The organism is uncultured Erythrobacter sp. (assembly GCF_947499705.1).
GTDB lineage: Bacteria > Pseudomonadota > Alphaproteobacteria > Sphingomonadales > Sphingomonadaceae > Erythrobacter.
Genome location: NZ_CANMPJ010000002.1, coordinates 869744 through 895117 on the forward strand (window position 1 = coordinate 869744; position 25374 = coordinate 895117).

The following is a 25374-nucleotide window of genomic DNA, read 5'->3' on the forward strand; positions in this document are numbered from 1 at the left end:
TTGCGAGCGGATCAGCCACCCGGCTGATCCTTGTTCCAAACCACCCGCGCCCTCCACCCTTCCACCCGGATTGTATCCCGGTAGGCTCCGGGTGGAAGGGTGGAGGGTGCGGGTGGGCCCGGACACTTTGGCTAAATCACGCGCGGTGGATGCCGCACATCTTGTGGCCGTCGGGGTCGAGGAAATAGCAAAGGTTCATCGTGCCCATCGTTCCTTCACGTGGGCCGGGAGGGTCTTCGACGCTCGTGCCGCCATTGGCGATCGCTACATCGTGCAGCTTCGTCACCTGTTCCAGACTGTCGCACTTGAAACCGATGGTTGAACCGTTGGAGGGCTCTGCCGGCTTGCCGTTGATCGGTTCGCTGATCGAGAATGTGCTTCCATCGTGGATGTAGAACAGCCGGGTCTGGCCGGTGTCATTGACATGCGCCATCGGCTCGCCTGCGCCGAGCACACCAAGCACCGCTGTGTAGAAATTCTTCGACCGTTCAATGTCGTTGCTACCGATCATTACGTGATTGAGCATTCGGGGTTCTCCTCTGAATCAAAAACTCAGCGCGGCGGTAGCATGAGGTTCATCGCGCTGGCTATAACGCATCGCCATGATGTTCAGCTCAATCGTCGCCGCCTTGCTTGCGGCTCAAAGCCCTGCCCCAGAGGCCGACGCGAAACCGGTCCAACTAACGCAGGAAAGCAAAGCCGCGATCCGCTGTTCGGCAGCATTCGCGATGGTCGCCTATGGGCAGTCAAACGGTAACGAGGCGGCGCAGAAATGGCCCGATCTTGGAACGCGCGGGCGCGAATTCTTTGTGGTCGCGCTGGCGCGGCTGATGGACGATACGGGCCTCGACCGCGAAGGTGTTTCGCGGCTCGTCAGCACAGAGGCGCAGCGTCTGTGGGACGCGGGCGAAGTCGATCAGGTCATGCCCGCCTGCCTGCTGATGCTTGAGGCATCCGGCGTCTAGCGTTCAGCTTCAGGTCATTGAAGATGAATTAGAAGGATGACAATTCGAAAAGCTGAAAGGAATTGTCATGCGCGCTTTGCCCATTGCCGCGGCGACTTTGCTCGCCCTCACCACGCCGTCTGTCGCATTTGCCGAGGATGTTCCGGCAGATGCTCCTGAAACCGCATTGGCTGAAATGTCGCGGCAGCTCGCAGATCCCGACTTCCAGGCTCAGGCCGCAACCATCGCGCAGGTGCTGGTCGGGACCTTGCTCGATTTGCAGGTAGGCCCGCTGGCTGAGGCCGTGAATGAAGCCACCGGCGGCGAAGGGCCAGCGATCGATCCCGATGCGCGGGTGCGCGATCTGGCGCCCGGCGCAGAAGATCTACCCGACGAAGTGTCCGAACGCCTGCCCGATGCCATGAACGCGATGAGCGGGATGGCCGAGGGCATGCAGACGATGCTTCCCGCCTTGCGCGATATGGCAGAACGCATGCGCGCTTCGATGGAGCAGGTCCGTTTGGATCGATGACGAAAACAATGCGGGAGAATTTGCAATCAGGCCCGTGTAGCATGTGGACGAATGAGTGCCGCTGAGGCATTGATCGGAGCGCGATGTTTCAACTCTATCAATTCCCTTTGTGCCCCTTCAGCCGCAAGATTCGGCTGCTCATGGGTGAGAAGAATATCGCCTACGATCTGGTGCGCGAAGACCCGTGGGCCGCTTCCGATATGTTCTTCAACCTCAACCCAGCCGGGCGCACGCCAGTGCTCGTGGATGAGGATCGCGGGATCGTGATCGCCGATAGCCGGGCGATTGGTGAATATTTCGAAGAAACCGTCGATCGCTCGCCGATGATTAATGGCACTGCGACAGGACGTGCGGAAATCCGCCGTCTGACTGCCTTGTTCGACGAAAATTTTTACGCCGATGTCACCGCACCGCTGCTGTCCGAGCGGATGAAGAAGCGAATCGTGCTGCGCCAGCCGCCCGACAGCAAGGCGCTACGCGAAGCGATGAAGATGGCGCATGGCCACCTCGACTATATCGATTGGCTGATCGACAACCGCCCGTGGCTGGCCGGTTCGACGATGAGCATGGCCGACCTCGCTGCGGCTGCGCAGATCTCAGTTGCCGACTATCTCGGCGGGATCGACTGGACCGGGCACGAACAGACGCGCGGCTGGTATGCAGTGTTCAAAAGCCGCCCGAGCTTCCGCCCGCTGCTGACCGAGCGCATGGACGTGATCAAACCGCCCGCGCACTACGCGTTGGTGGATGGATAGAAAATTCTTTGTTTTTCGCACCCTGTCCGGGGTGCGGCATCCTCGCTCATGCGATCAAAGATCGGGTGGCGTTTCGCACCGTCTTCGACTCCGCTGCGGGCGGCCGGTCGGCCTTGCGGTTCGTCTCTGACGAACCGATATTGGTCCCGCATGATGAGGTAATCCAATGACCGATCCCGATCCAATGTCTCTCACACAAGACGAATGGCGCCAGCGCCTCACCGCCGAGCAGTTCCACATTCTCCGCGAAGCAGGCACCGAGCGCGCGTTCTCTGGCAAGTACGACAAGTTCTACGAGAACGGCGAATATATGTGCGCCGGGTGCGGGACGCGGCTGTTTATCAGCGCTGCGAAATATAACAGCGGCTGCGGCTGGCCTGCCTTTACCAAGCCATCCGATGATGGCGCGATCGACGAGCACCGCGACAGCTCGTTTGGCATGATCCGAACCGAAGTCACTTGCGGGAAATGCGGCGGCCATCTCGGCCACGTCTTCCCCGATGGACCGCCCGAAGAGGGCGGATTGCGCTATTGCATCAATTCGGATGCGCTCGAATTCGTTGAAGACTGAGACGAAATGCGCGCGTAAATCAGGCCAATCGTCCAATTCGCGAGGGACAACGGCTGAACCGTGTGTTCACCCGGCGTTCGAACTCGCTTATGCAGGGCCGTCCCTAAGCGAAAAGCAGATGAGTTCATAAGCAAATATGTCGAAACGGGGTGACGGTCTCCAGAACAAGGGTAAGCGTGGCAGTCGCCGCGCCGCTGCCGAGCGTTCGGGCGCTACCTCGCGCCGGACCAAATCCAGTTCCGGCAAGAAGAAGGTGAAGCGCGGCGGTGACAAGAAGCCAAGCTCCCCCTTCTGGCGCTGGACCAAAAGACTAGCGATCGGGGGCACTGTCGCCGCGGTTCTCGCTGGCATATTTCTGGTCTTTGCCGTGGGATTTGCGGCGCGATCAATCCCGAGCTTTTACCAGCTGAAAGCCACTCAAAATGCTCAGACTATTCTGGTCCGTGCACGCGATGGCAGCGAGATTGTCGAGATCGGGCCGAGCTTCGGCGAATGGATCGATCACAAAGACATTCCCGACAATATGAAAAATGCGATGATCGCGGTGGAGGACAAACGCTTCCATTCGCATCTCGGCGTCGACCCGATTCGGCTGACCGGTGCGCTGATCGAAGGCATCACGGGCACACGTGCGCGGCTGGGCGGCACGTCGACCATTACGCAGCAGCTGGCGCGAAATGTCTTCCTAAACAACAACCGGACCATCGACCGCAAAGCGCGCGAGGCAGTGCTGGCGATGGCTCTCGAATGGAAATTCTCGAAAGAGCAGATCCTCGAACTCTACCTCAACAAGGTCTATTTCGGCGGCGGAGCATACGGGATCGACAGCGCTAGCCGAAAGTTCTTCAGCCACCCGGCCAAAGAGCTGAGCGTCGCCGAGGCTTCGATCATCGCTGGATTGGTCAAAGCGCCAAGCCGCTATTCGCCGACCGCCGATGTGCAGGCCGCCGTGGACCGTGCTCAGGTTGTGCTGCGGCTGATGCGTGAGCAAGGCTATATCACCGCTGATCAGGCGTCGGTCGATGTCGGCACAGTCGAGCTCAAACAGCAGACTGGCCAGAACTCGGTGCGTTATTTCACCGACTGGGCGCTGCCGCAGCTCGATATTCTGCTGCCAGAGACCTTTGAGCCGATCGAAGTGTGGACCACACTCGATGTGGGAATGCAGCGCGCGGCCACCGCTTCGATCGAATCGAACACGCCCGAGGGTACGCAAGGAGCGCTCGTCAGCCTTGACCGCGACGGGGCGATCCTCGCGATGGTCGGCGGCACCGATTATGTCGAAACCAATTTCAACCGCGCGACCAATGCGATGCGGCAGCCCGGTTCTTCCTGGAAGCTGTTCGTATACCTCGCCGCGCTTGAGGCGGGTTACACGCCGACCGATGATGTGAAGGATGTGCCGGTCACAATCGACGGCTGGAGCCCGCGCAATTCCAGTGGTCGCAACATCGGCGATACCACCTTGCGCACATCGTTTGCGTATTCGATCAACACGGTCGCGGCGCAGCTGGGCAATGAAGTCGGGTTTGGGACTGTCGCGTCGATGGCGCGCCGGTTCGGGATCACCACGCCGGTTTCGACTTATCCTTCGATGGTGCTGGGATCATCAGAGGTTCGCCTGATCGACATGACCCGCGCCTTTGCAGCGGTGTCAGCCAAAGGCATGGCGGTCGAACCATACGGCATCACCCGCGTGACGACCGCGAGCGGCGATCTGCTCTACGAGCATAAGAAGGCTAGGGAAAACGCGTTGGTCCCCGACTATGTTGCAGCGGGGATCACGGACTTGCTTCAGGCGGCTGTGCAGACCGGAACGGGCAAAGCGGCGCAGATTGGGCGCCCTGTTGCCGGAAAAACCGGTACGACCAGCTCCAACAAGGATGGCTGGTTCGTTGGGTTCTCAAGCGGGATCACCACGGGCGTCTGGATGGGCCGTGATGATGCAAGAGCGGTGCGCGGACTCCAAGGGGGACGCGCCCCAGCGCAGGCTTTTGCAGCCTATATGCGCTATGCCGTGAAAGACCGCCCGATCGAGAAATTCGATATCGAGCTAAACCTGCCGGAGTGGCAGCTTGAACCCGATGAGGAATATCTTCTGGGCGATCCCGACGATTACTACTTCATCGACGAAGACGGAAATCTGGTTGAACCGGGACGCCGTGATCCATCTGAGAGTCCATTCGGCGTCGAGGGTGAAAGGCCTGGAGGAGAAGGCGCGGAGCCTCCGCCAGCGGCGAGCGAAGACTTCCTGGAGCAGGCAACCGGAGGCGAGTTGCCGAGCGATGGTGACCCACCGCCGCCACCGCGACCTCCTCCGATAGAAGTTCCCACGCCGTCACGCCCGCAGGGCGCTCAAGGGCTAAACGACGGCCAATAGAAAGTTTCAGACATAGAAAAAGGGCGCCGGAGAGAAACCCCGGCGCCCTTTTTGTTGTCGCAATCCTAAGCTGCGTTAGCGCAGCCGAACCGGAACGAAACGCGGCGGTTGGCTGCGGCGCTGAACGCGCAGGAGCACTGCATCACGGTTGTCTGTTTCGGCAGCAACCACCTGTTCGCGCAGTTCATCAACCGTGGCCACGGCCTGATAGTTTGCCGACAGGATGATGTCGCCGCGGCGCAGACCCTTGCGGCCCGCGTCTGAATTCGGATCGACCGCGCCAATTACCAGGCCGTTTGTATCCTGGCCCACGCCAAGTTGACGCGCGATCTGCGGGGTCATGGCGAGCACTTGCAGGCCCAGCTTTTCCGCGATGGTGTCGTCTGTCTCGTCCGGGTCCATCGGCTCGTCCGATTCCGGATCGAACACTTGCGCCTGCTGCGCCAGTTCGGCTTCGCTTGGACGCTTGCCGAGCGTTGCGTTGACGGTTTGACGCTGACCTTCGCGCAGGATTTCGATTGGAACGACTGCACCCGGTTCGAGGTTCGCGACGAGGAACGACACGGTCTGTTCGGACGTAACGTCCTGGCCATTGACCTTAGTCACGATGTCGCCCGGACGCAGGCCAGCCTTGTCGGCTGCGCTGTCATCTTGAACATTCTGGATGATCTCGCCGCGATTGCGCGGCAGGCCGAGCGAATCGGCCAGATCGTCGCTCATGGAGTCGAGCCCGATGCCGAGGAAGCCGCGCTCGATTTCGCGGCCGTCCTTAAGCTGATCAACAATCGGCGCCGCGATTTCAGCTGGGATAGCAAAGCCGATCCCGACGCTGCCGCCCGAAGGCGAGAAAATCGCATTGTTGATGCCGATGACATTGCCCTGCATGTCGAACAGCGGACCGCCTGAATTGCCGCGATTGATGCTGGCATCGGTCTGGATGTAGCGGTCATACGCGCCGCCCTGGCCAGTGTTGCGGTACACGGCCGAGATAATGCCGGAGGTCACCGTTCCGCCCAGACCGAACGGATTGCCGATTGCAACGACCCATTCGCCAACACGCGATTCGCTCGAATCGCCGAACTGAACGAAAGGGAAGCTCTGGTCAGAAATGATCTTGAGCACTGCTAGATCGGATGCCGCATCGGCACCCACAAGCTCAGCTTCGTACTCGGTACCATCGGGCATCGTGACCGTGATTTCTTCGAGCGTGGCGCGATTGTTCGGCGCGACCACGTGGTTGTTGGTCACCACAAAGCCATCGGACGAAATGATGAAACCCGAACCCAGCGATTGCGCTTCGCGGGTTTGCGGCTGCTGCGGAGTGCCACCACGGCGCCGGTTGAACAGATCGGCGAATGGCGTTCCGGCGAAGGGATTGCTGTTGACTTCGACCCGCTGGCGCGTCGCGATGTTGACCACCGCCGGTTGCAGCTGCTGCGTAAGGTCGGCGAAGCTCTCCGGAGCGCCAGCGCTGGGGACGACGCGGCTCATCACCGAATCGTCGTTCTGAGCGACTTGAGCGCCAGCCGGTTGGCCGGTGATCAGCGAAACAGCAGCACCTCCGACCAGAAGCGCGCTTGTCAGTCCATAAACGTACCGCACTTTGTTCACGTCCTCTTGTTCCTTATTCTAGTTCCCGAACGGCCGAAAAGGCACGCTCGTTCCAGTAACAGTTACGCCGCTATCATGCGCCCAGACGCACTGAACGCTGATTGAACACGGTATGGCCGCCACGCCGCTTGCCGGATCGTATAGACCGTTCGTCGGCAAATGGCGTTAGGTTACCAGCGCCGTACCGGAAAGATCAGCGCTGGCCGCGGAACTGCCGGAAATACTCGTTGTCTTCCGACAGCACCATTGAACTTTCGCCTTCGCCCTGCAGGAATGTCGAGCGATAGCTCTGCATCCCGCGATAGAAATCGTAGAACTCAGGATCCTTGCCATAGGCGTCCGCATAAATACGGGCGGCTTCGGCGCGGGCTTCAGCACGGATAATCTGTGCGTCACGGCGGCCGCCAGCGCGAATGGTTTCCGCTTCTTCCTGACGGTCGGACTGCATCCGGGTGAAGGCCGCTTGGAGCGGGGTGCCCTGCGGCAAATCGGCCCGCTTGATGCGAACGTCGAGAATCTGAGCGCCATATTGCCGCGCCTGCCGATCGAGCGACGTGCGGATGCTGACCATCGCGTTGCCGCGCTCAGGCGTCAGCAGGCTGGCAAATGTCCGCCGGCCCAGTTCCTGGCGAAGCACAGAAGTGAGGATCGGTTCGAGCTGGTTGCGCAGCTGTGCTTCCGAACCCGAGCGCTCGACGAACAGTACCGGGTCGAATATCCGGAACCGCGCATAGGCGTTCACTTCAAGCCGCTGCTGATCGTTCGACAGCACGGTTTCGCCTTCCATATCCAGATCGAGGATACGGCGATCCACCATCTGAACCTGCTCGACGAACGGAATACGCCAATACACGCCTGCACCCGTCGAACCGAACGCCTGATCCGGCCTGAATGGATTGATGACTTTCGCCGGTTTACCCGTGCGGATTACCACGCCTTGATGCGATTCCGGAACCACGACCACGAAGCTCGCAAGGGCTGCCAGCGCTACACCGATCGCGATGAGAGGGATGCGATATTTCTGCCAGACGTCCGTCATGGTCACTGCCCTCCTTGCTGCGTTGTTGGAGTCGGGGTTTGGTTCTGGCGCCGCTGCAACTCATTAAGAGGCAGATAAGGCTGCACTCCGTCGCTGCCGATCACGGTTTTGTCGGTCTTGGACAGCACCTGCTCCATGGTCTCGTAATAGAGCCGTCGCCGCGTCACCTCCGGTGCAAGGCGATACTGCTCGTAAATCTCGTTGAATTCTGCCGCGTCACCCTGCGCGGTGGCTAGCTGTTGCTGCTCAAACCGGCGCGCTTCATTGAGATTGCGCTCAGCGTCCTGCCGTGCAGCGAGCACGTCGTTGAAGGCCTCGATGACCTGTTCCGGAGCTTCCGTGCGGGCGATTTCAACGCCCTGCACGGCGATCCCTGCGCCATAGGCATCAAGAATTTCCTGCATTCGCATGCTTACCCGTGCTTCAACAGATTCACGACCCGAACCGGACAAGACGGTATCGAGACTGGTTTCCGCAACCGCAGCGCGCATGGCCGATTCAGCAACTTCACGTAGGGTTTCGTCCGGCTCAGCCAGTTGGAAGCGGTACTGCACTAGGTTCTTGATATTCCAGCGCACGATGTAGCTAAGGTCGACGAGGTTCTGATCGCCTGTAAGGATCAGGTTTTCGCCACCATCACCGATGCTTTCGCGGCGAATCTCGCTCACATTCTCAACGGCCACAGTCTGGATTGGCCACGGCAAAGTAGGATTCGTCCCGGGTGAAAGAGTGCGCGCGTACTTGCTCCCCAGCCACGTCACTATGCCCTGCTCACGCGGCTGTATGAAGTGAACGCTGCTGGCTGCCAACCAAAGGACGAGCACCGCGACGACAACGATCGGAGCCCAGCTCTTGCCGCCGGGACGCTGTGGAAGGCGAAGCGTCGGACCACCACCGCCGCCGCCGCGACGCGGGCCCTCTGGACCGCGGTTCTTGAAAATATCTTCGATGTTAGCCGAGCGCCGCTTGCCATCGTCCGAGCCGCCACCACCGGGCAGCCACGGATTGCGCGGTCCGCCGGACTTGCCGGAATCGTTATCTCCGGTTTCGGGCGTATCGTCACCGCCTTTGCCGCCGCCCCAGGGATTTTTCTTGCCAGCCATGGCGAGGCCTTTTCCGGCCAAACCAAAGCGCTCTCTCAAACCGTCCAAAATTTGCATACAACCCTTATAGGTATGGGGATTGGCGAAAAACAGGGGTTGAGCGGTCGATTTTGGTGCTAGAGGCGCTTCGGTATGACCGAGACCCCAAATTCGGCCCCTTCCGAGGAGCAATTGCGCGCGGTTTTGCCGGGCGAAGTGGATGCGCGCGTGAAATCCGCCAAGATGGTCGCAGGCCGCGCGATTATCGTCGCCGAGGCGGGCGATTTGTTCGGCAAAGCGCGGGACGACCTTGAAGCCATAATTCAAGAGAAGATGGGCATCGTGCCTGGAGTTGACGAAGTTCGGGTGGCCCTGATGGGCGACCGCGTGCGCCGCCAGATGATCGCCATCGGATCGGGTAAAGGCGGAGTCGGAAAATCGACTTTGACCACCAACCTTGCCGTCGCGTTCGCCAAGATGGGGCGCAAGGTCGGGGTGATTGATGCCGATATCTACGGCCCATCGCAGCCGCGTTTGCTCGGTAATGAAAGCGACCGGCCGGTGGCCGAGAATGAGCAATTGATCCCGATTTCGAGCCCGCATGGGGTCAAGTTCCTGTCGATGGGCAGTCTGGTCAATCCGGGTAAGGCGCTGGCATGGCGCGGACCGATGGCAGGCAGCGCGCTCGGGCAACTCGTCGATGCACGCTGGGAAGACACGGACTTGCTGCTGATCGACTTGCCGCCGGGCACCGGAGATGTGCAATTATCGATGATGCAAAAGCACAAGCCCGATGGTGCATTGCTGGTGTCGACGCCGCAGGATATTGCGCTGCTCGATGCTGCACGGGCGGGGCAGCTGTTTGAACAGGGGGACATTCCGATCATCGGACTGGTGGAGAACATGTCGGGCTATGCTTGCCCCCATTGCGGCGAGACGAGCGATCCGTTCGGGCAGGGTGGAGTCGAGAAATTTGCCGACACCCTTGAGATCCCGTTCCTAGGCCGCATTCCATTGAGCCTCGAAATACGCCAGAAAAGCGATGCCGGAACCCCTCCTGCGCTGGCCGATGACGAGAACGCCGCCGCCTTCACCGCCATAGCCGAGCAATTGCGCGGCTGGCTCGAGGCAAAGGCGGGCTAGCGCGGTGGAAGTTTCACGGCGCGGATTGGTTGCAGGGGCAGCCCTAGGGGGCGGGCTGCTGGTGGCGTGGTGGGTGATGCCGCGCACCTATCCCAACCCGTTGCAACCGGCGAACGGCGAGCATGCTTTCGATGCGTGGCTCAAGGTGGCCGAAGACGGCGTAGTCACCGTCGCCGTCCCGCAGCTGGAAATGGGGCAGGGTGTCACAACGCTTCTGCCGCAGATCATCGCGCAGGAGCTGGGCGCAGACTGGCGGCAGATCGCCGTTGAACCCGCAGCCGTGTCTGGTGCCTATCCGAATGTCCCGCTGGCCGAGCGTTGGTCGCATTTATGGGACCCAACTACCTCGGGATTGTCCGAGGCGACCGATGACTTTCTCGCCGAGCGCTTCGCCAGCCAATCCCGATTTACCGCGACCGCCGAGGGTACCTCGCTCGCTGCCTATGAAGCGCCGTGCCGCGCCGCTGCCGCCGCGGCGCGGGCGATGCTGGCGCAGGAAGCGGCATCGCGTTGGGATGTCGCCTGGGAGCAATGCGATGTTGCTCGCGGTCTCGTTCGATATGGCGAACAAACGGCCACCTTTGGCGAGCTAGCGGCCGGCGCGGCTGAGCGATCACCACCCGATCCTCCGCCGCTGCGCCCTGAATTGCTGGATACGGAGCCGCAGGTAACCGGCGCCGATTTGCCTGTCGCCTTTTCACGCATCGACCTGCCATCGAAGGTCGACGGGTCTTATCAATTCGCTGGCGACGTGCGCCTGCCTGGCCTTGTTTATGCAGCGATCCGCCATGGCCCTTCGGACGGCTCTGAGCTGACCGATTTCGATGCCGATGCTGGCGCGCGAATCTCCGGCGTGGTCGGCGCAGTCAAAGGCAAACGTTGGCTGGCGGTTGCAGCGAACAATTGGTGGAGCGCCAATCGCGCGCTCGATGCGATGGACCCGCAATTCAAGACCAGCTTTCCGGTCAATAGCGATGATATTGCCGGGCGGCTCGACACGATGCTTGAGGGTGGTCCTTCCTTCCGTATCGCCGAAACTGGCTTTGGCGAAGAGGGCATGGGCCGGGTCGATTTTGCGCGCCGGTATGAAGTTGACCCAGCGATGGCCGCGCCGCTTGAAACGGCGACTGCCACCGCGCGGCTTCGTGATGGACGGCTCGAACTATGGATGGCCAGTCAAGCGCCGGAGCAAGCCAGGTCGGCCGCAGCCAAGGCCATTGGGCTCAGTCCCGAAGATGTCGCTCTCTACCCGATGCCTGCTGGCGGCAGTTTCGACGCGCGGCTGGAGCACGATCACGCCATTGAGATCGCCCTGATCGCCCGAGAGCTGGGCAAGCCTGTGCAATTGAGCTGGCCGCGCCGTGACGAAATCATTCGTTCGCGCCCGCGTGCGCCCTCTTACATGCTGCTTGGCGCGCAGCTGGCGCAAGGCGGCTCAGGTCAGATCGACGCTTTGCGCGTACGTCTGGCTTGCCCGCCCAGCACGCTCGAATTCGGCAACCGCCTGTTCGGCAACCTGACCAGTTCGGCAGCGGTCCGTGAAGCCACTGGCAAGAAGGACGTCCTCGCCTGCGAGGGTGGTTTGCCGCCTTACGAGCTGCCCAGCGTGGTGGTGGAGCATGTGCCGGTCGAGATTGGCCTTCCTGTTGGCCGGGTGCGCGGCAACTCCAACAGTTACACTGCCTTTGCGATCGAGAGTTTCATCGATGAGATCGCGAGCGCACATTCTCGCGAGCCGCTATCCTATCGTATGGCGTTGCTTGGCGCAGATATCCGGCTCGCCGCCTGCCTCCAGCGCGCGGCGCAGATCGCCGAGTGGGACGGCGGATTGGACCAGAGCGGTCAGGGTCTCGCCTGTCACCGGATCGGCGGGGCGAGTGACGGTGGCCGGATTGCCTGCGTTGCCACCGCGCGGCCCGGCGAAGGCGGCGTGCGCGTTACCAAGCTCAGCGTCGCGGTCGACATTGGGCGGATCGTGAACGAAGATATTGCCCGCCAACAGATCGAAGGCGGGCTGGTATTCGGCATCGGCATCGCGCTGGGCAATGCCATCCAATACCGCGCGGGCATGCCGACCGGTCTCGACTACAGCGACCTGGGTCTGCCTACGCTCGCCGACTGCCCTGAGATCGCGATCGAGTTTATGGCTAGCGAAGCGCCGCCTTTCGACCCTGGCGAGCTCGGAGTGGTAGTGACACCGCCAGCGATTGCCAACGCACTGTTTTCGGCCACGGGGTTGAGACTGCGCCGCCTGCCCTTACTTTCGAGCGGTCTATGATCCGCGCGAGCGCCTCTTTTTCAGTCCGGCTTCTTTATATGGTGCGGATACAGAGCCGATTTGAGGCGTTGCACACCTCATGACCTGGCAGCCTCAACGCCTTCCCAACGATCATCCGCCGGCGAAGTGCGGGTCGATCGGCGTCTTGCTGGTCAATCTCGGCACGCCGGATGGTCCAGACCCCGGTTCGGTCAAGCGTTACCTCAAACAGTTCCTGTCCGACCGGCGCGTGATCGAAATTCCCGCGATTGCTTGGCAACCGATCCTGCGCGGGATCATCCTGAACACGCGCCCGCAGAAAAGTTCCAAGGCCTACACAAAGATTTGGACCGATCGCGGCTCACCCTTGGCCGACATAACGTCGCGGCAGGCCGAAGCGATTGCTGAGGAAATGGGTCAGGAAATCGTTGTCGATTACGCTATGCGCTATGGCAAGCCGTCAATCGAGCAGCGAATGACAGAGCTGACCGAAAAGGGTTGCGACCGCATCCTGATCGCGCCGCTCTATCCTCAATACTGCGCTGCAACGACGGCCACGGTGTTTGACGAAGTGGCGCGGGTCATGGGCGAAATGCGTTGGCAACCGGCCTTGCGGTTCCTGCCGCCCTATCACGACAACGATGCCTATCTCGGCGCATTGGCGAGCGACCTAGGTCGGCAGGTCAGTGCTCTCGATTTCCAACCCGAAGTCATGCTGCTGAGCTTCCACGGCATGCCGCAGCGCACGCTGGAGCGCGGCGATCCGTATCATTGCCACTGCCACAAGACGGCGAGGTTGCTGCGCGAGCGCCTGTCCGACCAGCCAGGATTCGAAGGCGTTCGGTTCGAAACGACATTCCAGTCGCGCTTTGGCCCGGCGCAATGGCTTGAGCCTGCGACCGACGATACGCTGATTGCCGAGGGTGAAAAGGGCACCAAGCGGTTGGTTGTCGCTGCGCCCGGGTTTGCCGCCGATTGTGTTGAAACGTTGGAAGAGCTCGCGCTCGAAGGTCGCGACGAGTTTGTTGAGGCAGGCGGCGAGCAATATGCCGTGCTCGATTGCCTCAATGTCAGCGGTAGCGGTCTGACGATGCTCGAAAGCCTGCTCCGGCGCGAGCTTTCCGGCTGGATTTAGAGCCGCCTCTCATTTACATTGCTGTAAGCAACCGAAATTAGAGGAACCGGGATGGCCACTCTCGCAGAACCCCCACCAACCGCACCGACATTCGACCATTGGAGCGAAGGAATCCCGTCTGACGCGGACCTAGCTCACATTCCCGGCGAACGCGGACTTCCGGTTATTGGCAATACATTCAAACAGTTGGCCGATCCGCATGCCTATACCAAGCGGATGGTCGACACATACGGCAAGGTCTACAAAACCCATGCTTTTGGCGGTTGGAATGTTGCCCTGATCGGTGCCGAAGCGAACGAGCTTGTGCTGTTCAACAAAGACAAGATTTTCTCCAGCGAACAAGGCTGGGGGCCGGTGCTCGATCAGCTGTTTCCGCGCGGGCTGATGCTGCTGGACTTCGATCATCACCGGATTGACCGGCGCGCGCTTTCGATTGCTTTCAAGCCTGGGCCTATGCGGCATTATTCCGGATCGCTGAATAGCGGGATCGCGCGAGAGGTCTCGGGCTGGGCCGGTGCGATGACATTCCAGCCTGCGATCAAGCAACTCACGCTTGATCTCGCGGCTGACAGTTTTCTCGGCATTCCTTGGGGGCCAGAAGCGGACAAGATCAACACCGCGTTTGTCGACATGGTGCAAGCCTCGGTCGCGCCGATCCGCAAACCGCTGCCCTTCACAAAGATGAAGAAAGGCGTCGATGGCCGGGCCTATATGGTCGATTTCCTTACGCGTGAGACCAATCGCCGCCGGGCTGAAGGCGGCGGGCAGGACATGTTCAGTCAGTTCGCCACGGCGACGCGCGAAGATGGCTCATTGCTGCCGGTCGACGAAGTGGTTGATCACATGAGCTTCCTGATGATGGCAGCGCATGACACGATCACATCGTCGGGCACGTCGCTGATCTATCTGCTCGCCAAGAACCCCGAATGGCAGGAGAAACTGCGCGAGGAGATTTTCGCTGTGACCGGCGGGCCGGATGGGGACGGCAGTCCTCGCTCGCTCGAGTATGACGATATGGGCAAGCTCGAACTGACCGAAATGGCATTCAAGGAAGCGCTGCGGATGATCCCTCCGGTGCCCTCAATGCCGCGCCGCGCGCTCAAGACCTTTGAGTTCGAAGGCTATCGCATCCCTGCCGGTCAATTGTGCGGGATCAACATCTATTGGACGCACCACTCGGAGGAGTACTGGGACAATCCCTTCACCTTCGACCCGATGCGCTTCACGCCTGACAAGGTGAAGGCGCGTCATAAATATGCCTGGGTCCCGTTTGGCGGCGGCGCGCATATGTGTTTGGGCCTGCACTTTGCTTACATGCAGATTAAGGTGCTGCTGGCGCAGCTGCTGCAACGGTATCGGATCGAAGTGGCCGAAGGGTATTCGCCTGAATGGCAGCCTTGGCCGATCCCTCAGCCTAAGGATGGATTGAAGGTGAACTTCAAGCCTCTCTAAAAATCCCAGGCGATGCCTTCGCGCTCCCAATCGCCGTAGCGCGTGGGAGATAGCTCACGCGGCTCATCCTTCAGCGGATCGACCGCCTTAGGCTTGGGCGGCGGATCGTTGGTCCAGTGCGCGGGCTTCTTGAAGTTCTTCGCGGCGGCTGATTTTTCTTTTGTCATATAGGAATAGAATGCGCGTGCTGGCGCTTGGTTTCAAGGAAGGCTAGGCGCGCAGGCCATGCCGCAATCGAAACCCAAAGTATCCGGACTGCCCGCGCGCCGTGCTTCGCTCAAACTGCTGGACGCGGTGCTGCGTCGCGGCGAGACACTTGAGCAGGCTGAAAACGCCGCAATGCAGGGCGTCTCAGGGCCTGCCGACCGGGCGTTGGCGCGTGCGATTGTCGGGGAGACCCTGCGCTGGCTTACCGATCTCGATCTGCTGATCGACAGCGCGACCAAAAAACGCCTGCCTGATGACGCCAAGCCGCGAAGCGTGCTTCGGTTGATGCTTGCCCAAGCGCTGCGGCTCGACACGCCGCCGCATGCGGTGGTGTCGACAGGGCTGGAATTGCTGGCCGGAGGGCCGCGCAGGCTGGCTCATGGCGTGTTTTCCACGCTGATGAAGCGCGAAGTATCCCTGCCGGATGTGCCGACACTGCCCGACCGTGTTCTGGCCCGCTGGGAAGATCGTGCTGAGGCAATCGCGCCGGGTTTGATCGATCCTCCCGAGGTTGATCTGGCGCTCAAAGACGCAGGCGAAACGCAAGAGCGCACGGTTGCGATGGGCGGCGTCAGCCTCGCTCCCGGCCATATCCGCCTGCCGCGCGGAACGCCTATCGAACGGATGCCCAGCTACGATGAAGGCGCGTGGTGGGTGCAGGATCTTGCGGCTCAGATACCGCCCCGCTTGCTCGGTTCAGGGGGAGGTCGGCGTGCGCTTGATCTATGCGCCGCTCCGGGAGGCAAGACGCTGTCGCTGGCTGCTGCGGGGTGGCAGGTGACCGCGCTCGACATCAGTGAAAAGCGGTTGGAGATGCTGCGCGAAAACCTCAAGCGCACCGGGCTGGAGGCGGAGATCGTGAAGGCCAACGCCCTGACTTACACACCGGCCAAGAAGTTCGACGCGATACTGCTCGACGCGCCTTGCACGGCGACCGGCACCTGTCGCCGACATCCTGACGTGCTCCACCGCATCGGCCCGCGCCAGATTGGCGAGATGATCGAGATCCAGCAATCGCTGATCCATCGGGCGGTCGAGTGGATGAGCGAAGGAACAGTGCTGGTCTTCGCCGTGTGCTCGCTGGAAAGCGAAGAAGGCGAAGAGCAAGCGGCGTGGATTGACGCAACGTTCGATCTGGAGTCGGTGCCGATTACCTCAGGCGAATTGCCTGACGGGATCGAGCCGACCGCAGAAGGTTGGGTCCGCACCCATCCGGGTATGTTGGCGGACCAAGGCGGGCTGGACGGGTTCTTTGTCGGGCGCTGGGTAAAGCGCTAAACTGCGATTAGGTCCGAACGGTTAGCACCGCGCATGTCCGGCCAAGTTGCTCCAGCGAAAAGCGTGTGGTCCCGCCCGATATGTCCGCGACCTGGAGTGTAAACGGCGTACCTAGCTCGACATAGCGATTAAGCTCCATCTCACCGCCGATCACCTCCACATTCGGGCGAACTTCCAGCAGGCAGAGCGCCTGCCGGGCAGTCTCGATCATATGGACCGAGTTTACATGATCGCCTGAACCTCCAAGCATCGGATTGGCCGGAGGAAGCCCATTCTCCGGCGTGATAAGGGCATCGAATGATGGCGCTTCGCCATTTTTGAGCTGACTGATCAGGGCATGTTCTGATGCTCCCAGTCCCAAAGCGTTGGCAGGAGCGAACTCGATTGTCTTGCTGTCAGCTTGCTTCTGCGCTTTGGATTTGGCCTTATCGCGCCATTCCTCGAAATTGCGGTTGCGAAACACGACACCCCGGCCTCGCATTCGGACAATTAGTCGTCCTTCCGCATCGAACAACTCGACCACATAGGTTTCGTCATCGCCGGACTTTTCGCGCTCGTAGCGACCGCGTACCGCCATTCCGGTGCCGGGATCGCCGCAATGCCAGTCGGTCCAAGTCAACGCTGACCACTGACCGTCTTCCATTCCGCCAAGTGCCATGATCGCGCCGACGCTTGTCCAGAAATTCTGAGCCTGGATCACAATCGGATGATGCGAGCCAAGGGTCAACCAAGGCCATTCGGCGGTATCGGTCGAACATCCAAATTCGACCGAACCATCATCGGCGATGGAATGGGAATGCGAATACGACTTTGTGAACTGGCGTGCCATCGATCTTCCGAGCCAACCAGCCGCCGCTACTCTTTCACATACTTCTGGAAGCTCTTGCGCAGCTTCATGATCTTGGGCGGGATCACGGCGAGGCAATAGGGATTGCGCTGACCTTCGCCGTCCCAATATTCCTGATGATAGTCCTCTGCCGGATACCATGGCATTGATTGCTCGCCGCCATCCAGACCTTCTACGGTCGTCACTGCTGTCTTACCATTGTCGGCATTCCAGCGACCAATCGCGGCTTCAGCTTCAGTGCCTTGTTCGTCCGACAGCGGGAATATCGCCGAGCGATATTGCGTGCCGACATCGCCGCCCTGGCGGTTAAGCTGGGTCGGGTCATGGGTGCCAAGGAACACGTCGTAAATCTCAGGCAGAGTGATGACGCTCGGATCGAAGGTCACCCGGATACCCTCGGCATGGCCGGTCGAGCCGGTGCACACTTCCTTGTAGGTCGGGTCAGCCTTGTCGCCGCCGATATAGCCGCTTTCGACTTCGGTCACGCCAATGACATCGCGGAACACCGCTTCGGTGCACCAGAAGCACCCGCCGGCTACGATTGCCTGTTCCATCAATTCGATCTCCTGTTTCGACGAATGACATAGGAAGGTCGACCAGCATTGCCAGTGCTGTCGGTTGGTCTTGTCTTCACGGTCTCAGCGCGTAAGGACAGGCACACAGGATTTTTCGAGAGAGGCTCCCAGATGAAACTTGCTCTTCTTGCTCCGTTTGCCGTTGTCGCCGGTGCGGCGATGCTGACCGTTGCTGCTCCCGCAACAGCCGATGATCACGCTGCTGCGCCGGCCCTAGCTGAAGTGTTGGCGCATGAGCGCCGCGATGATGACCGTGCACGCGACCAATATCGCAATCCGTCCGAGACGCTGGCGTTCTTCCAGATCGAGCCGACCATGACGGTGGCCGAATATGGCCCGGGCGGCGGCTGGTACACCCGCGTGCTCGCGCCGTACCTGATGCCGGCTGGTAAATATGTCGCCTTCAATCAGGATAGCGACGGGCGCACCTATCGCACCCGCGCGCAGGAAGCGCGGTCCAAAGGCTGGACTGAAGCATTCAAGTCTGGCCTCGCCGAAGGAATGGGCGTCGATGCCAGCGACGTGACTGCGTTCGAGACTGATGAAATGCCGGAAGACGTGGCGGGTACGGTCGACCGAGTGGTGATCTTCCGTTCGATGCATGGGCTCAATATCGGTAACACTGCCGATCAGGTGCTCAAGGCCGCGCGGATGATGCTGAAGGATGATGGCATGGTCGGCGTTGTGCAGCACCGCGCTCCGGAAGGTGCGAGCTACGATGATTACGGTGCACGCCAGCGCGGCTATATGCGCAAGGCCGATGTGATCGCGATCTTCGCTGCGAACGGTTTTGAGCTGGTCGCCGAAAGCGAGATCAACGCCAACCCCAACGACCCGGCCAATTGGGAACGCGGCGTGTGGACGCTGCCCCCGGTGCTGGCGACGGGCGAAGACGATGCGCGGCGCGACGAGTATCTCGCCATCGGTGAAAGCGACCGTATGACGCTGCTGTTCAAGAAAGCGAACTAAGCCATGATCGCACGCACACTTTTCTCCCTCGCAGGCGTCGCGGCATTGGCCGCTTGCAGCCCGGCAGCAGAAACCAGCGAAGAAACCACCGAAGCGGCTGCGTCAGAAAGCGCGCTGGCAGATGTGCTGGCATCCGACCTTCGCTCTGAAGACAAAGCGCGGGATGAGTTTCGCAACCCTGCCGAAACGCTCGCCTTCTTTCAGGTCGAGCCTGACCACACGGTAATCGAATATGCGCCCGGCGGCGGGTGGTACACGCGCATCCTCGCGCCGCTGGTAGTGCAGGAAGGCCAGTATATCGGCGTCGGCTTTGCTCCCGAAGCTGGCGCAAGCCTTGGCGAAGAATTTGTCGAGCGGGTCCGTCAGGGCGGCGCAACTTTCTCTGCCCGGCAATCGGAATCGACCGAGATTCCACCGGAGAAGCTGCCGTTCTATTTTGGCAACGCGATCCCCGAAGAGGTCAACGGCACGGTCGACCGCGTGCTGGTCTTCCGCATGATGCACAACCTCAAGCGCTGGGGCATCGCCGATAGCGAGACCGAAGCCTTGTTTGCCGCGCTCAAGCCGGGCGGAATGCTTGGCGTGGTGCAGCACCGCGCGAAAGCCGATGCCGCCGACGAATATGTCGACGGGAACAAGGGCTATCTCAAGCAGGACGAACTGGTCGCGCTTTTCGAGGGCAAGGGCTTTGAATTTGTCGAAGCGTCCGAGATCAACGCCAACCCGAACGATACCGCCGACTATGAAGACGGTGTCTGGACCCTCCCGCCGAGCTACGCGAAGGGTGACGAGGACCGCGACACCTATACCGCAATCGGTGAAAGTGACCGGATGACGCTCCTTTTCCGCAAGCCTGAATGACGCTAACGGGCGGCGCATGACCGAGATCACAGTCGCCGCCCTGCAGCTTTCGCTGAATCGAGACAACGAAGCGGACAATATCGCCGCCGTTGCTGATTTGGTGGAGCAGGCGGCGGCCAAGGGCGCGCAGCTGATCCTGCCGCCCGAATTATTCTCCGGCCCCTATTTCTGCCGCGAAGAAGACGAAGCGCTCTTTGCATTCGCTCGCCCGACCGCCGAGCATCCCAGCGTCATCGCGATGCAGGAGTTGGCGGCGCGGCTAAAGGTTTCGATCCCGACCAGCTTTTTCGAGCGCGATGGACAGCATTACTACAACACGATGGCGATGATCGGTCCCGATGGCGCTGTCATGGGCACGTACCGCAAAAGCCACATCCCCGATGGGCCGGGCTACGAAGAGAAGTTCTATTTCCGCCCGGGCAATGACGGGTTCAAGGTCTGGGATGTGCCGGGCAAAGATGGCGCAAATGTTTGCATCGGCGTCGGTATCTGCTGGGACCAATGGTATCCCGAGGCGGCCCGCGTGATGGCGCTGCAAGGCGCGGAAATGCTGCTGTATCCGACAGCGATTGGCTCCGAGCCCTATGACGCGGACCTCGACACCAGCCGCATGTGGCGGCGCGCGATGATCGGCCACGCGGTCTCCAACTGCATGCCGGTGGTGGCGAGCAACCGTATCGGAGCGGAAGGACAAGCGGACGCGGCTCAGACATTCTACGGCCACTCATTCATCGCTGACGAATGGGGCGATTTGGTCGAAAGCTTTGGCGCGGACGATGAAGGCTATCTGATCGCCACTTTCGACCTCGACCGTGCACGCACGCACCGTGCAGGCATGGGCTTCTTCCGCGACCGCCGCCCACACCTCTATGGCCGCATCGTCGAAGATATTTGACGCGGATCGAGATTGAGCAGCACTTATCTCATCGCGCTAGGATCGAATCGGCGCCACCATCTCTATGGCCGCCCGTGCGAGGTCGTGCGCGCGGCGATGGAAGAATTGGCTGCGCTCGGCACAGTCACAGCCCGCGGGCCGATCATCTCCACCGCACCCATCGGCGCAGCACAGCGCCGCTTTGCCAACAGTGCAGCGCTGCTCGAAAGCCAATACGACCCGCCAGCGCTGCTTGCCGCGCTCAAGCGAATGGAGCGCGAGTTCGGCAGGCGTACGTTCCGGCGCTGGGGTGACCGCGTGCTCGATCTCGACATCGTGCTGTGGAGCAGCGGCGCCTGGTATTCCAAGCCCCTCCAGATCCCGCATCCGCACTTCCGCGAGCGCAGCTTTGTGCTTGGCCCGGCCAGCGCAATTGCGCCCGGCTGGCGCGACCCGGAAAGCGGTTTGTCGGTCCGGCACTTCAATGCACGCTTGACCCGCCCGCGCGCCCTGCCTAGGTGAGCGCTCCGATCGGCACTGCACAGCATGCCGACCACCCGTTTGGGGGCCCTTAGCTCAGTCGGTAGAGCAACTGACTTTTAATCAGTAGGTCGCAGGTTCGACCCCTGCAGGGCTCACCATCCCCTCTCTCTTTTGATGCGAATTATGCTTGAGGCTGGCGCTGGAATGCATCAGTGCCTCAGGCATTCAAAAGACGCGCATGGAGAATCCGGTTGAGTAGCGAAGCCACATCTTTGCCCGCAGTGGGCAGCACTCTGGTGATGAGTGATGGCTCGCTGGAAGTGGTGACGGCCGAGATGGTCGAGGCTTTGGCCACCGGTTCGCGGCTGTTGGCTGTTGGCAGCGGTGACGGTCAGAACCATGTGCTGCTCATTGCACCCGAAGAAGCGAAGGCCGCTGACACGGCCGTTTCGAACGCCTTCGAGGCGTTTTCCGCTATGTCGCAAGTCCGCGATGCCGCGATCCTCAAATTCTTTGAGCTGGCTGCGAGCCGATTGCGCGATGACACGGTGTGGCAGGCGATCTGCGAAGCCAACGCTGCCGATGTCGAGCGCGCGCTTGCCAAGGGTCGCACCGTTGGTCGCTTGAAGGTCAACGACAAAGCCCGGCAGGCGATGATCGACGGGCTGGATGAATGGCATGGGCTCGGCGTTTTCCGCAATTCGGTGATCGAGACGGTCGAGCGTGATGGGTTCACGGTCGATCTGATCCGCGCGCCCTTGGGCGTGGTCGGATTTGTGTTCGAAGGCCGCCCGAATGTCGTGGTGGACGCCTGCGGCGTGCTGCTGACTGGCAACAGTGTGGTCTTCCGGATCGGCTCTGACGCGATCGGGACGGCGCGCACAATCCTCGCTCAGGTTGTTGAGCCTGCCTTGCAAGAGGCGGGGATGCCACAAGGCGCTGTCTCGCTGGTCGATCACACGAGCCACGGGGCTGGCTGGGCTTTGTTCAGCGATGACCGGTTGGGCCTCGCCGTTGCGCGGGGATCGGGCGAGGCGGTGGCGATGCTCGGCGCGATTGCGCGGCAGAGCGGAGTGCCGGTAAGCCTGCACGGGCGCGGCGGGGCCTGGATGTTTGTCGGCGACGATGCGGTCGAGGAAAGGATCGCGCCGGTCGTTGCCCGGTCGCTCGATCGCAAGGTTTGCAACACGCTAAACACGCTGTGCGTGCCTCGCGCGAATTTGGACGCGGCGCTCGCGGCGCTTGTCACCGCGTCCGAGCAGATTGTTCAGAGCTATCCGGACGGGATGATCGTCCATGCGGGAGCCGAAACGCTGCCGCAGGTTCAGTCACTTGCCGGTGTGCAGGCGATTGATCTTGTACCATTGGGCGAGGCGAATCTGGGCACCGAATGGGAATGGGATGACTGCCCCGAGATTACTATCGAAGTGATCGACACACTCGCCGATGGCTACGCTTTGCTCAACACCTTCAGCCCGCGCTTCGTCGCCACGCTGCTGAGCGATAACGCTGCGGAGCACGAGCGGTTCTTCAACGCGGTCGAATGTCCGTTTGTCGGCGACGATCACACGCGCTGGGTCGATGGCCAGTTTGCGCTGGGCAAGCCGGAGCTTGGTTTGTCGAACTGGGAGAACGGGCGCTTGCTAGGACGTTCCGGTATTCTCGCCGGGGATTCGGTTTTCACCGTGCGGATGCGATATCGGAAAGCGTGAGCTGAGGGACCGCGCACGGAGCGCAGCCCCTCAATTCATAATCAAGCGCCGGGTTTAAGTTCGCCTTCTGGATGAACGCCCGCGGCAGCCGGTTCGCCCAACTCGGCTTCGCCGGCGAGGTGCGCGCCTTCATCGGTGAGCGTATCTAGATGCATCAGTTTCTTGATCATTGGGCTGATGACCATGACGACCACGCCGATGCCGACAGCGTAGATACCAACGGTGTTATAGACGTCGAGCACAACCTCTTTGCCCGAAGCGTCCCCGACACCTTCAGCACCGGTCGCCGCCGCAATCAGACCCGCAGCGAAATTACCCGTCGCCGATGCGAAGAACCATGTGCCCATGATCAAGGAAGCGATCTGCGCTGGCGCCAAGCGGTTCATGGCCGAAAGCCCAACGGGCGACAGACACAGTTCGCCGGTCGTGTGGAGCAGGTAGATCAGGAAGATAAAGATCACTGGCGTCGGAATGTCGACTCCAACGCTGTTTGCACCCCAGACCAGCACCAGAAAGCCCAGCCCGACCTGAATCACGCCAAGGCCGAATTTCATCGGTGTCGACGGGTCCATTCCGCGCTGACCCAACCAGGTCCAGAGCGTTGCGAAGACCGGCGCGAGCAAGATTATGTAGATCGCATTGATGGACTGGAACACCGATGCGGGTACACCGCCGCGATCCACATGACGGTCGGTGAAAAGGTTGAGCGAAGAGCCAGCCTGTTCGAACAGCGCCCAGAACACGATCGACACAATGATTAGGAACATCGCCGCGACGATTCGGTCCCGATCGTGGTCGGTCTTCGCAATCATCTGCAAGATCATCACCGAAAGAACCCCACCTAGTCCGATGACTGCGGGCAGGCGCGCCTCAGTATTTCCCATGGCAACGAAGAACATGGAAACGACGAGCAGGGCCGATAGCCCGACATAGGAATAAATCGCAGGTTTAGGAGCCGCCGCATAGCTTCCATAGGGAAGCTGGAAGGTGGCGATAGCGAGGACGTAGCAAACCAGCGCGGCCCCGAACGTGCCAAGGAAGACCCCGACCGCGTCCTGATACTGGATCGCGATCCAGCACAAAGCTACAAGCGCGAATCCGAACCCGTAGATTGCGAGTTCCTTGCTCTTTTCGAGGATGGCAGGCGGCTCGCCGCGACCCAACAAGAGCGGTTTGCCCCAGACGAACACGACCAAGCCAGCAAGCATACCGATCCCGGCGAGACCGAAGCCATAGGCCCATCCATAGGTTTCGCCGATGAACCCGCAGAGCAGAGCGCCAATCGCGGCGCCAAGGTTAATGCCCATGTAGAAGATGGTATAGGCGCCGTCGCGACGTACATCGGTTCTCGGATAAAGCTGTCCGACAATCACCGAGATGTTGGCTTTGAGAAACCCGGAGCCGACAATAATAAGTGCGAGCGCTAGCCAGAAAACGAAGACGAATGGGTTGTTCTCGGTACCAGCCGCAGGTTCCCCCTCGAACGCCATGAATATATGGCCCAGTGTGAGCAAAATGGCGCCGAACAATACCGCCTTTCGCTGGCCCAGATACTTGTCTGCAAGGTAACCACCGATCACGGGCGTAATGTAAACGAGCGCTGTGTACGCGCCGTAGATGATTCCTGCATCGCTGTCGCCGAAGAGCCAGTGCTTGGTAAGATAGAGGATCAGCAGAGCGCGCATTCCGTAGTACGAGAAGCGCTCCCACATCTCTGCGAAGAACAGGACGAACAATCCTTTGGGATGTCCGAGAAATGTGCCGGCACTGTCCCCGTGCGGCAATTCTTGCGTGGCCATGGATGAATAAACCTTTGTTTGATTGGCGGGCCACTGTCCCCCAAGGCCCGTTCAAGCGGCGCACCTTAGCGGCAGATCACTCTTTGTGAAGAGGGGTGCCTTTCAGCTCGCTGTACAGCACCGCGGACGGATCAGCCGCGGCTGTCCAGCCATTGCGCGGCTTTTACGCCGAATGTGATCAGGAACGGCACCAGCAGCAGGCTCAGCGCAACCTTGGCAATCACCTGACCGATCAGCAGGTTGGTAATGTCGAACTCGCCGTAGAAAGCGAGGGTCACGAAGATCACAGAATCCAGCGCCTGACTGAGCGCAGATGCTATCGCACCGCGCACCATCAGGCCGAAAGTCGTTGCCTCGCCGTCTCCGCGCAGCCGGTCGAAAATCCAGATATTGAGCAGCAGCGACGTAATGTAGGCGGCCGGGCCTGCGAGCATGATGCGCGGTGTTTGGCCGAGCACCGTTTCGAACGCCGCAAGGTCGGTGGCGCGATACTCAAGCATCTCCGGTGATGCAGGAAGGCCGAGCACGAGCCAGATAATCGCCGCCGACATGCCGAGCGGCAGGAAGCCCCACCACACGAGCTTCTGAGCCATCTTCTTTCCATAAAGCTGCGCGATGGTGCTGGAGATCACCACCAGCAACAGGAACGCAAATATCCCGGCTTCGACGGCAAGGTTGCTGGGCCACAATTGCACCTGTTTGAAGGCGACAACCCCCGCGATCACCGTCATCCCGCCATAGAGCAGCAGGAAGACGAACAGGCCCAAAGGCATGTTGGCGAGTGGATTGGCTGCGGTATCGGTGGCCGATGGGCTGGTTTCGCTCATCGTCGCAGGCGTAAGGTGTGCTTCCGGAAATTGGAAGTCGG

The 25374-nt window shown here is 60.7% G+C and carries 24 protein-coding genes and 1 tRNA gene; 16 read left to right on the forward strand and 9 right to left on the reverse strand.

Features of this window, described 5'->3' with window-relative positions; all coding sequences use genetic code 11:
• Positions 1–136 precede the first annotated feature (136 nt).
• Positions 137–526, reverse strand: coding sequence for a VOC family protein (locus Q0837_RS17180; protein WP_298471560.1), 390 nt, complete (start codon positions 524–526; stop codon positions 137–139).
• 76 nt (positions 527–602) lie between these two features.
• Here Q0837_RS17180 and Q0837_RS17185 point away from each other — a divergent pair, with 76 nt between their 5' ends.
• From Q0837_RS17185 to Q0837_RS17205, 5 genes are all read left to right on the forward strand, one after another.
• Positions 603–965 carry a hypothetical protein gene (locus Q0837_RS17185; protein ID WP_298471563.1) on the forward strand — a complete coding sequence of 121 codons (363 nt, stop codon included), beginning with the start codon at positions 603–605 and terminating at the stop codon, positions 963–965.
• A 67-nt stretch (positions 966–1032) separates the two neighbouring features.
• Positions 1033–1476 (forward strand): hypothetical protein, encoded by a 444-nt coding sequence (locus Q0837_RS17190; RefSeq protein ID WP_298471566.1) that lies wholly within the window; start codon positions 1033–1035, stop codon positions 1474–1476.
• Between the two features lie 83 nt (positions 1477–1559).
• Positions 1560–2231 carry a glutathione S-transferase family protein gene (locus Q0837_RS17195; RefSeq protein WP_298471570.1) on the forward strand — a complete coding sequence of 224 codons (672 nt, stop codon included), beginning with the start codon at positions 1560–1562 and terminating at the stop codon, positions 2229–2231.
• Positions 2232–2397: 166 nt separating this feature from the next.
• Entirely contained in the window at positions 2398–2802 is a 405-nt protein-coding gene (gene msrB / locus Q0837_RS17200) for a peptide-methionine (R)-S-oxide reductase MsrB (protein WP_298471573.1), read from the forward strand.
• Between the two features lie 136 nt (positions 2803–2938).
• Positions 2939–5182: a transglycosylase domain-containing protein gene (locus tag Q0837_RS17205; RefSeq protein ID WP_298471576.1), complete on the forward strand. Its 2244-nt coding sequence runs from the start codon at positions 2939–2941 to the stop codon at positions 5180–5182.
• 75 nt (positions 5183–5257) lie between these two features.
• On the opposite strand, the gene Q0837_RS17210 is transcribed toward Q0837_RS17205, so the two are convergent.
• The 3 genes from Q0837_RS17210 to hflK all read right to left on the reverse strand — a co-directional run bounded on the left by Q0837_RS17210 (position 5258) and on the right by hflK (position 8935).
• Positions 5258–6793 carry a Do family serine endopeptidase gene (locus tag Q0837_RS17210; protein ID WP_298471579.1) on the reverse strand — a complete coding sequence of 512 codons (1536 nt, stop codon included), beginning with the start codon at positions 6791–6793 and terminating at the stop codon, positions 5258–5260.
• A gap of 193 nt (positions 6794–6986) precedes the next feature.
• The gene (gene hflC, locus Q0837_RS17215) at positions 6987–7832 is read right to left on the reverse strand and encodes a protease modulator HflC (protein ID WP_298471582.1); all 846 of its coding nucleotides are present in this window, start codon (positions 7830–7832) and stop codon (positions 6987–6989) included.
• Between the two features lie 2 nt (positions 7833–7834).
• Complete coding sequence (gene hflK, locus Q0837_RS17220; protein ID WP_298471585.1) at positions 7835–8935, reverse strand: protease modulator HflK; 1101 nt, start codon at positions 8933–8935, stop codon at positions 7835–7837.
• 132 nt (positions 8936–9067) lie between these two features.
• Between hflK and Q0837_RS17225 the strand changes: the two genes are divergently transcribed.
• The 4 genes from Q0837_RS17225 to Q0837_RS17240 all read left to right on the forward strand — a co-directional run bounded on the left by Q0837_RS17225 (position 9068) and on the right by Q0837_RS17240 (position 14901).
• Positions 9068–10057, forward strand: a complete 990-nt coding sequence (locus tag Q0837_RS17225; protein WP_298471588.1) for an Mrp/NBP35 family ATP-binding protein — start codon at positions 9068–9070, stop codon at positions 10055–10057.
• Positions 10058–10061: 4 nt separating this feature from the next.
• A complete protein-coding gene (locus Q0837_RS17230; RefSeq protein WP_298471591.1) occupies positions 10062–12335 on the forward strand; it encodes a molybdopterin cofactor-binding domain-containing protein in 2274 nt (757 codons plus the stop codon).
• A gap of 79 nt (positions 12336–12414) precedes the next feature.
• Positions 12415–13449 (forward strand): ferrochelatase, encoded by a 1035-nt coding sequence (gene hemH, locus Q0837_RS17235; RefSeq protein ID WP_298471594.1) that lies wholly within the window; start codon positions 12415–12417, stop codon positions 13447–13449.
• Between the two features lie 51 nt (positions 13450–13500).
• On the forward strand, positions 13501–14901 hold the full coding sequence (locus Q0837_RS17240) for a cytochrome P450 (RefSeq protein WP_298471597.1): 1401 nt from the start codon (positions 13501–13503) through the stop codon (positions 14899–14901).
• On the opposite strand, the gene Q0837_RS17245 is transcribed toward Q0837_RS17240, so the two are convergent.
• Positions 14898–15068 (reverse strand): DUF1674 domain-containing protein, encoded by a 171-nt coding sequence (locus tag Q0837_RS17245; protein WP_298471601.1) that lies wholly within the window; start codon positions 15066–15068, stop codon positions 14898–14900. The genes Q0837_RS17240 and Q0837_RS17245 overlap by 4 nt on opposite strands.
• Positions 15069–15126: 58 nt before the next feature.
• Between Q0837_RS17245 and Q0837_RS17250 the strand changes: the two genes are divergently transcribed.
• Entirely contained in the window at positions 15127–16386 is a 1260-nt protein-coding gene (locus tag Q0837_RS17250; protein WP_298471604.1) for an RsmB/NOP family class I SAM-dependent RNA methyltransferase, read from the forward strand.
• A gap of 7 nt (positions 16387–16393) precedes the next feature.
• Here the strand turns inward: Q0837_RS17250 and Q0837_RS17255 are convergent, their stop codons facing one another.
• Both Q0837_RS17255 and msrA read right to left on the reverse strand, forming a co-directional pair.
• Positions 16394–17215, reverse strand: a complete 822-nt coding sequence (locus Q0837_RS17255) for a hypothetical protein (protein WP_298471607.1) — start codon at positions 17213–17215, stop codon at positions 16394–16396.
• A gap of 26 nt (positions 17216–17241) precedes the next feature.
• Positions 17242–17787, reverse strand: a complete 546-nt coding sequence (gene msrA / locus Q0837_RS17260) for a peptide-methionine (S)-S-oxide reductase MsrA (protein WP_298471610.1) — start codon at positions 17785–17787, stop codon at positions 17242–17244.
• Between the two features lie 132 nt (positions 17788–17919).
• Between msrA and Q0837_RS17265 the strand changes: the two genes are divergently transcribed.
• From Q0837_RS17265 to Q0837_RS17290, 6 genes are all read left to right on the forward strand, one after another.
• Complete coding sequence (locus Q0837_RS17265) at positions 17920–18777, forward strand: hypothetical protein (protein WP_298471612.1); 858 nt, start codon at positions 17920–17922, stop codon at positions 18775–18777.
• 3 nt (positions 18778–18780) lie between these two features.
• Positions 18781–19638 (forward strand): methyltransferase, encoded by an 858-nt coding sequence (locus Q0837_RS17270; RefSeq protein WP_298471613.1) that lies wholly within the window; start codon positions 18781–18783, stop codon positions 19636–19638.
• Positions 19639–19654: 16 nt separating this feature from the next.
• A complete protein-coding gene (gene aguB / locus Q0837_RS17275; protein WP_298471615.1) occupies positions 19655–20533 on the forward strand; it encodes an N-carbamoylputrescine amidase in 879 nt (292 codons plus the stop codon).
• Between the two features lie 12 nt (positions 20534–20545).
• Entirely contained in the window at positions 20546–21034 is a 489-nt protein-coding gene (gene folK, locus Q0837_RS17280; protein ID WP_298471617.1) for a 2-amino-4-hydroxy-6-hydroxymethyldihydropteridine diphosphokinase, read from the forward strand.
• Between the two features lie 43 nt (positions 21035–21077).
• Positions 21078–21153, forward strand: a tRNA-Lys gene (locus Q0837_RS17285).
• Between the two features lie 93 nt (positions 21154–21246).
• Positions 21247–22707, forward strand: coding sequence for an aldehyde dehydrogenase family protein (locus Q0837_RS17290; RefSeq protein ID WP_298471620.1), 1461 nt, complete (start codon positions 21247–21249; stop codon positions 22705–22707).
• A 41-nt stretch (positions 22708–22748) separates the two neighbouring features.
• On the opposite strand, the gene Q0837_RS17295 is transcribed toward Q0837_RS17290, so the two are convergent.
• Both Q0837_RS17295 and Q0837_RS17300 read right to left on the reverse strand, forming a co-directional pair.
• Complete coding sequence (locus Q0837_RS17295; RefSeq protein ID WP_298471623.1) at positions 22749–24506, reverse strand: peptide MFS transporter; 1758 nt, start codon at positions 24504–24506, stop codon at positions 22749–22751.
• Between the two features lie 131 nt (positions 24507–24637).
• Entirely contained in the window at positions 24638–25333 is a 696-nt protein-coding gene (locus tag Q0837_RS17300) for a queuosine precursor transporter (RefSeq protein WP_298471625.1), read from the reverse strand.
• Positions 25334–25374 lie beyond the last annotated feature (41 nt).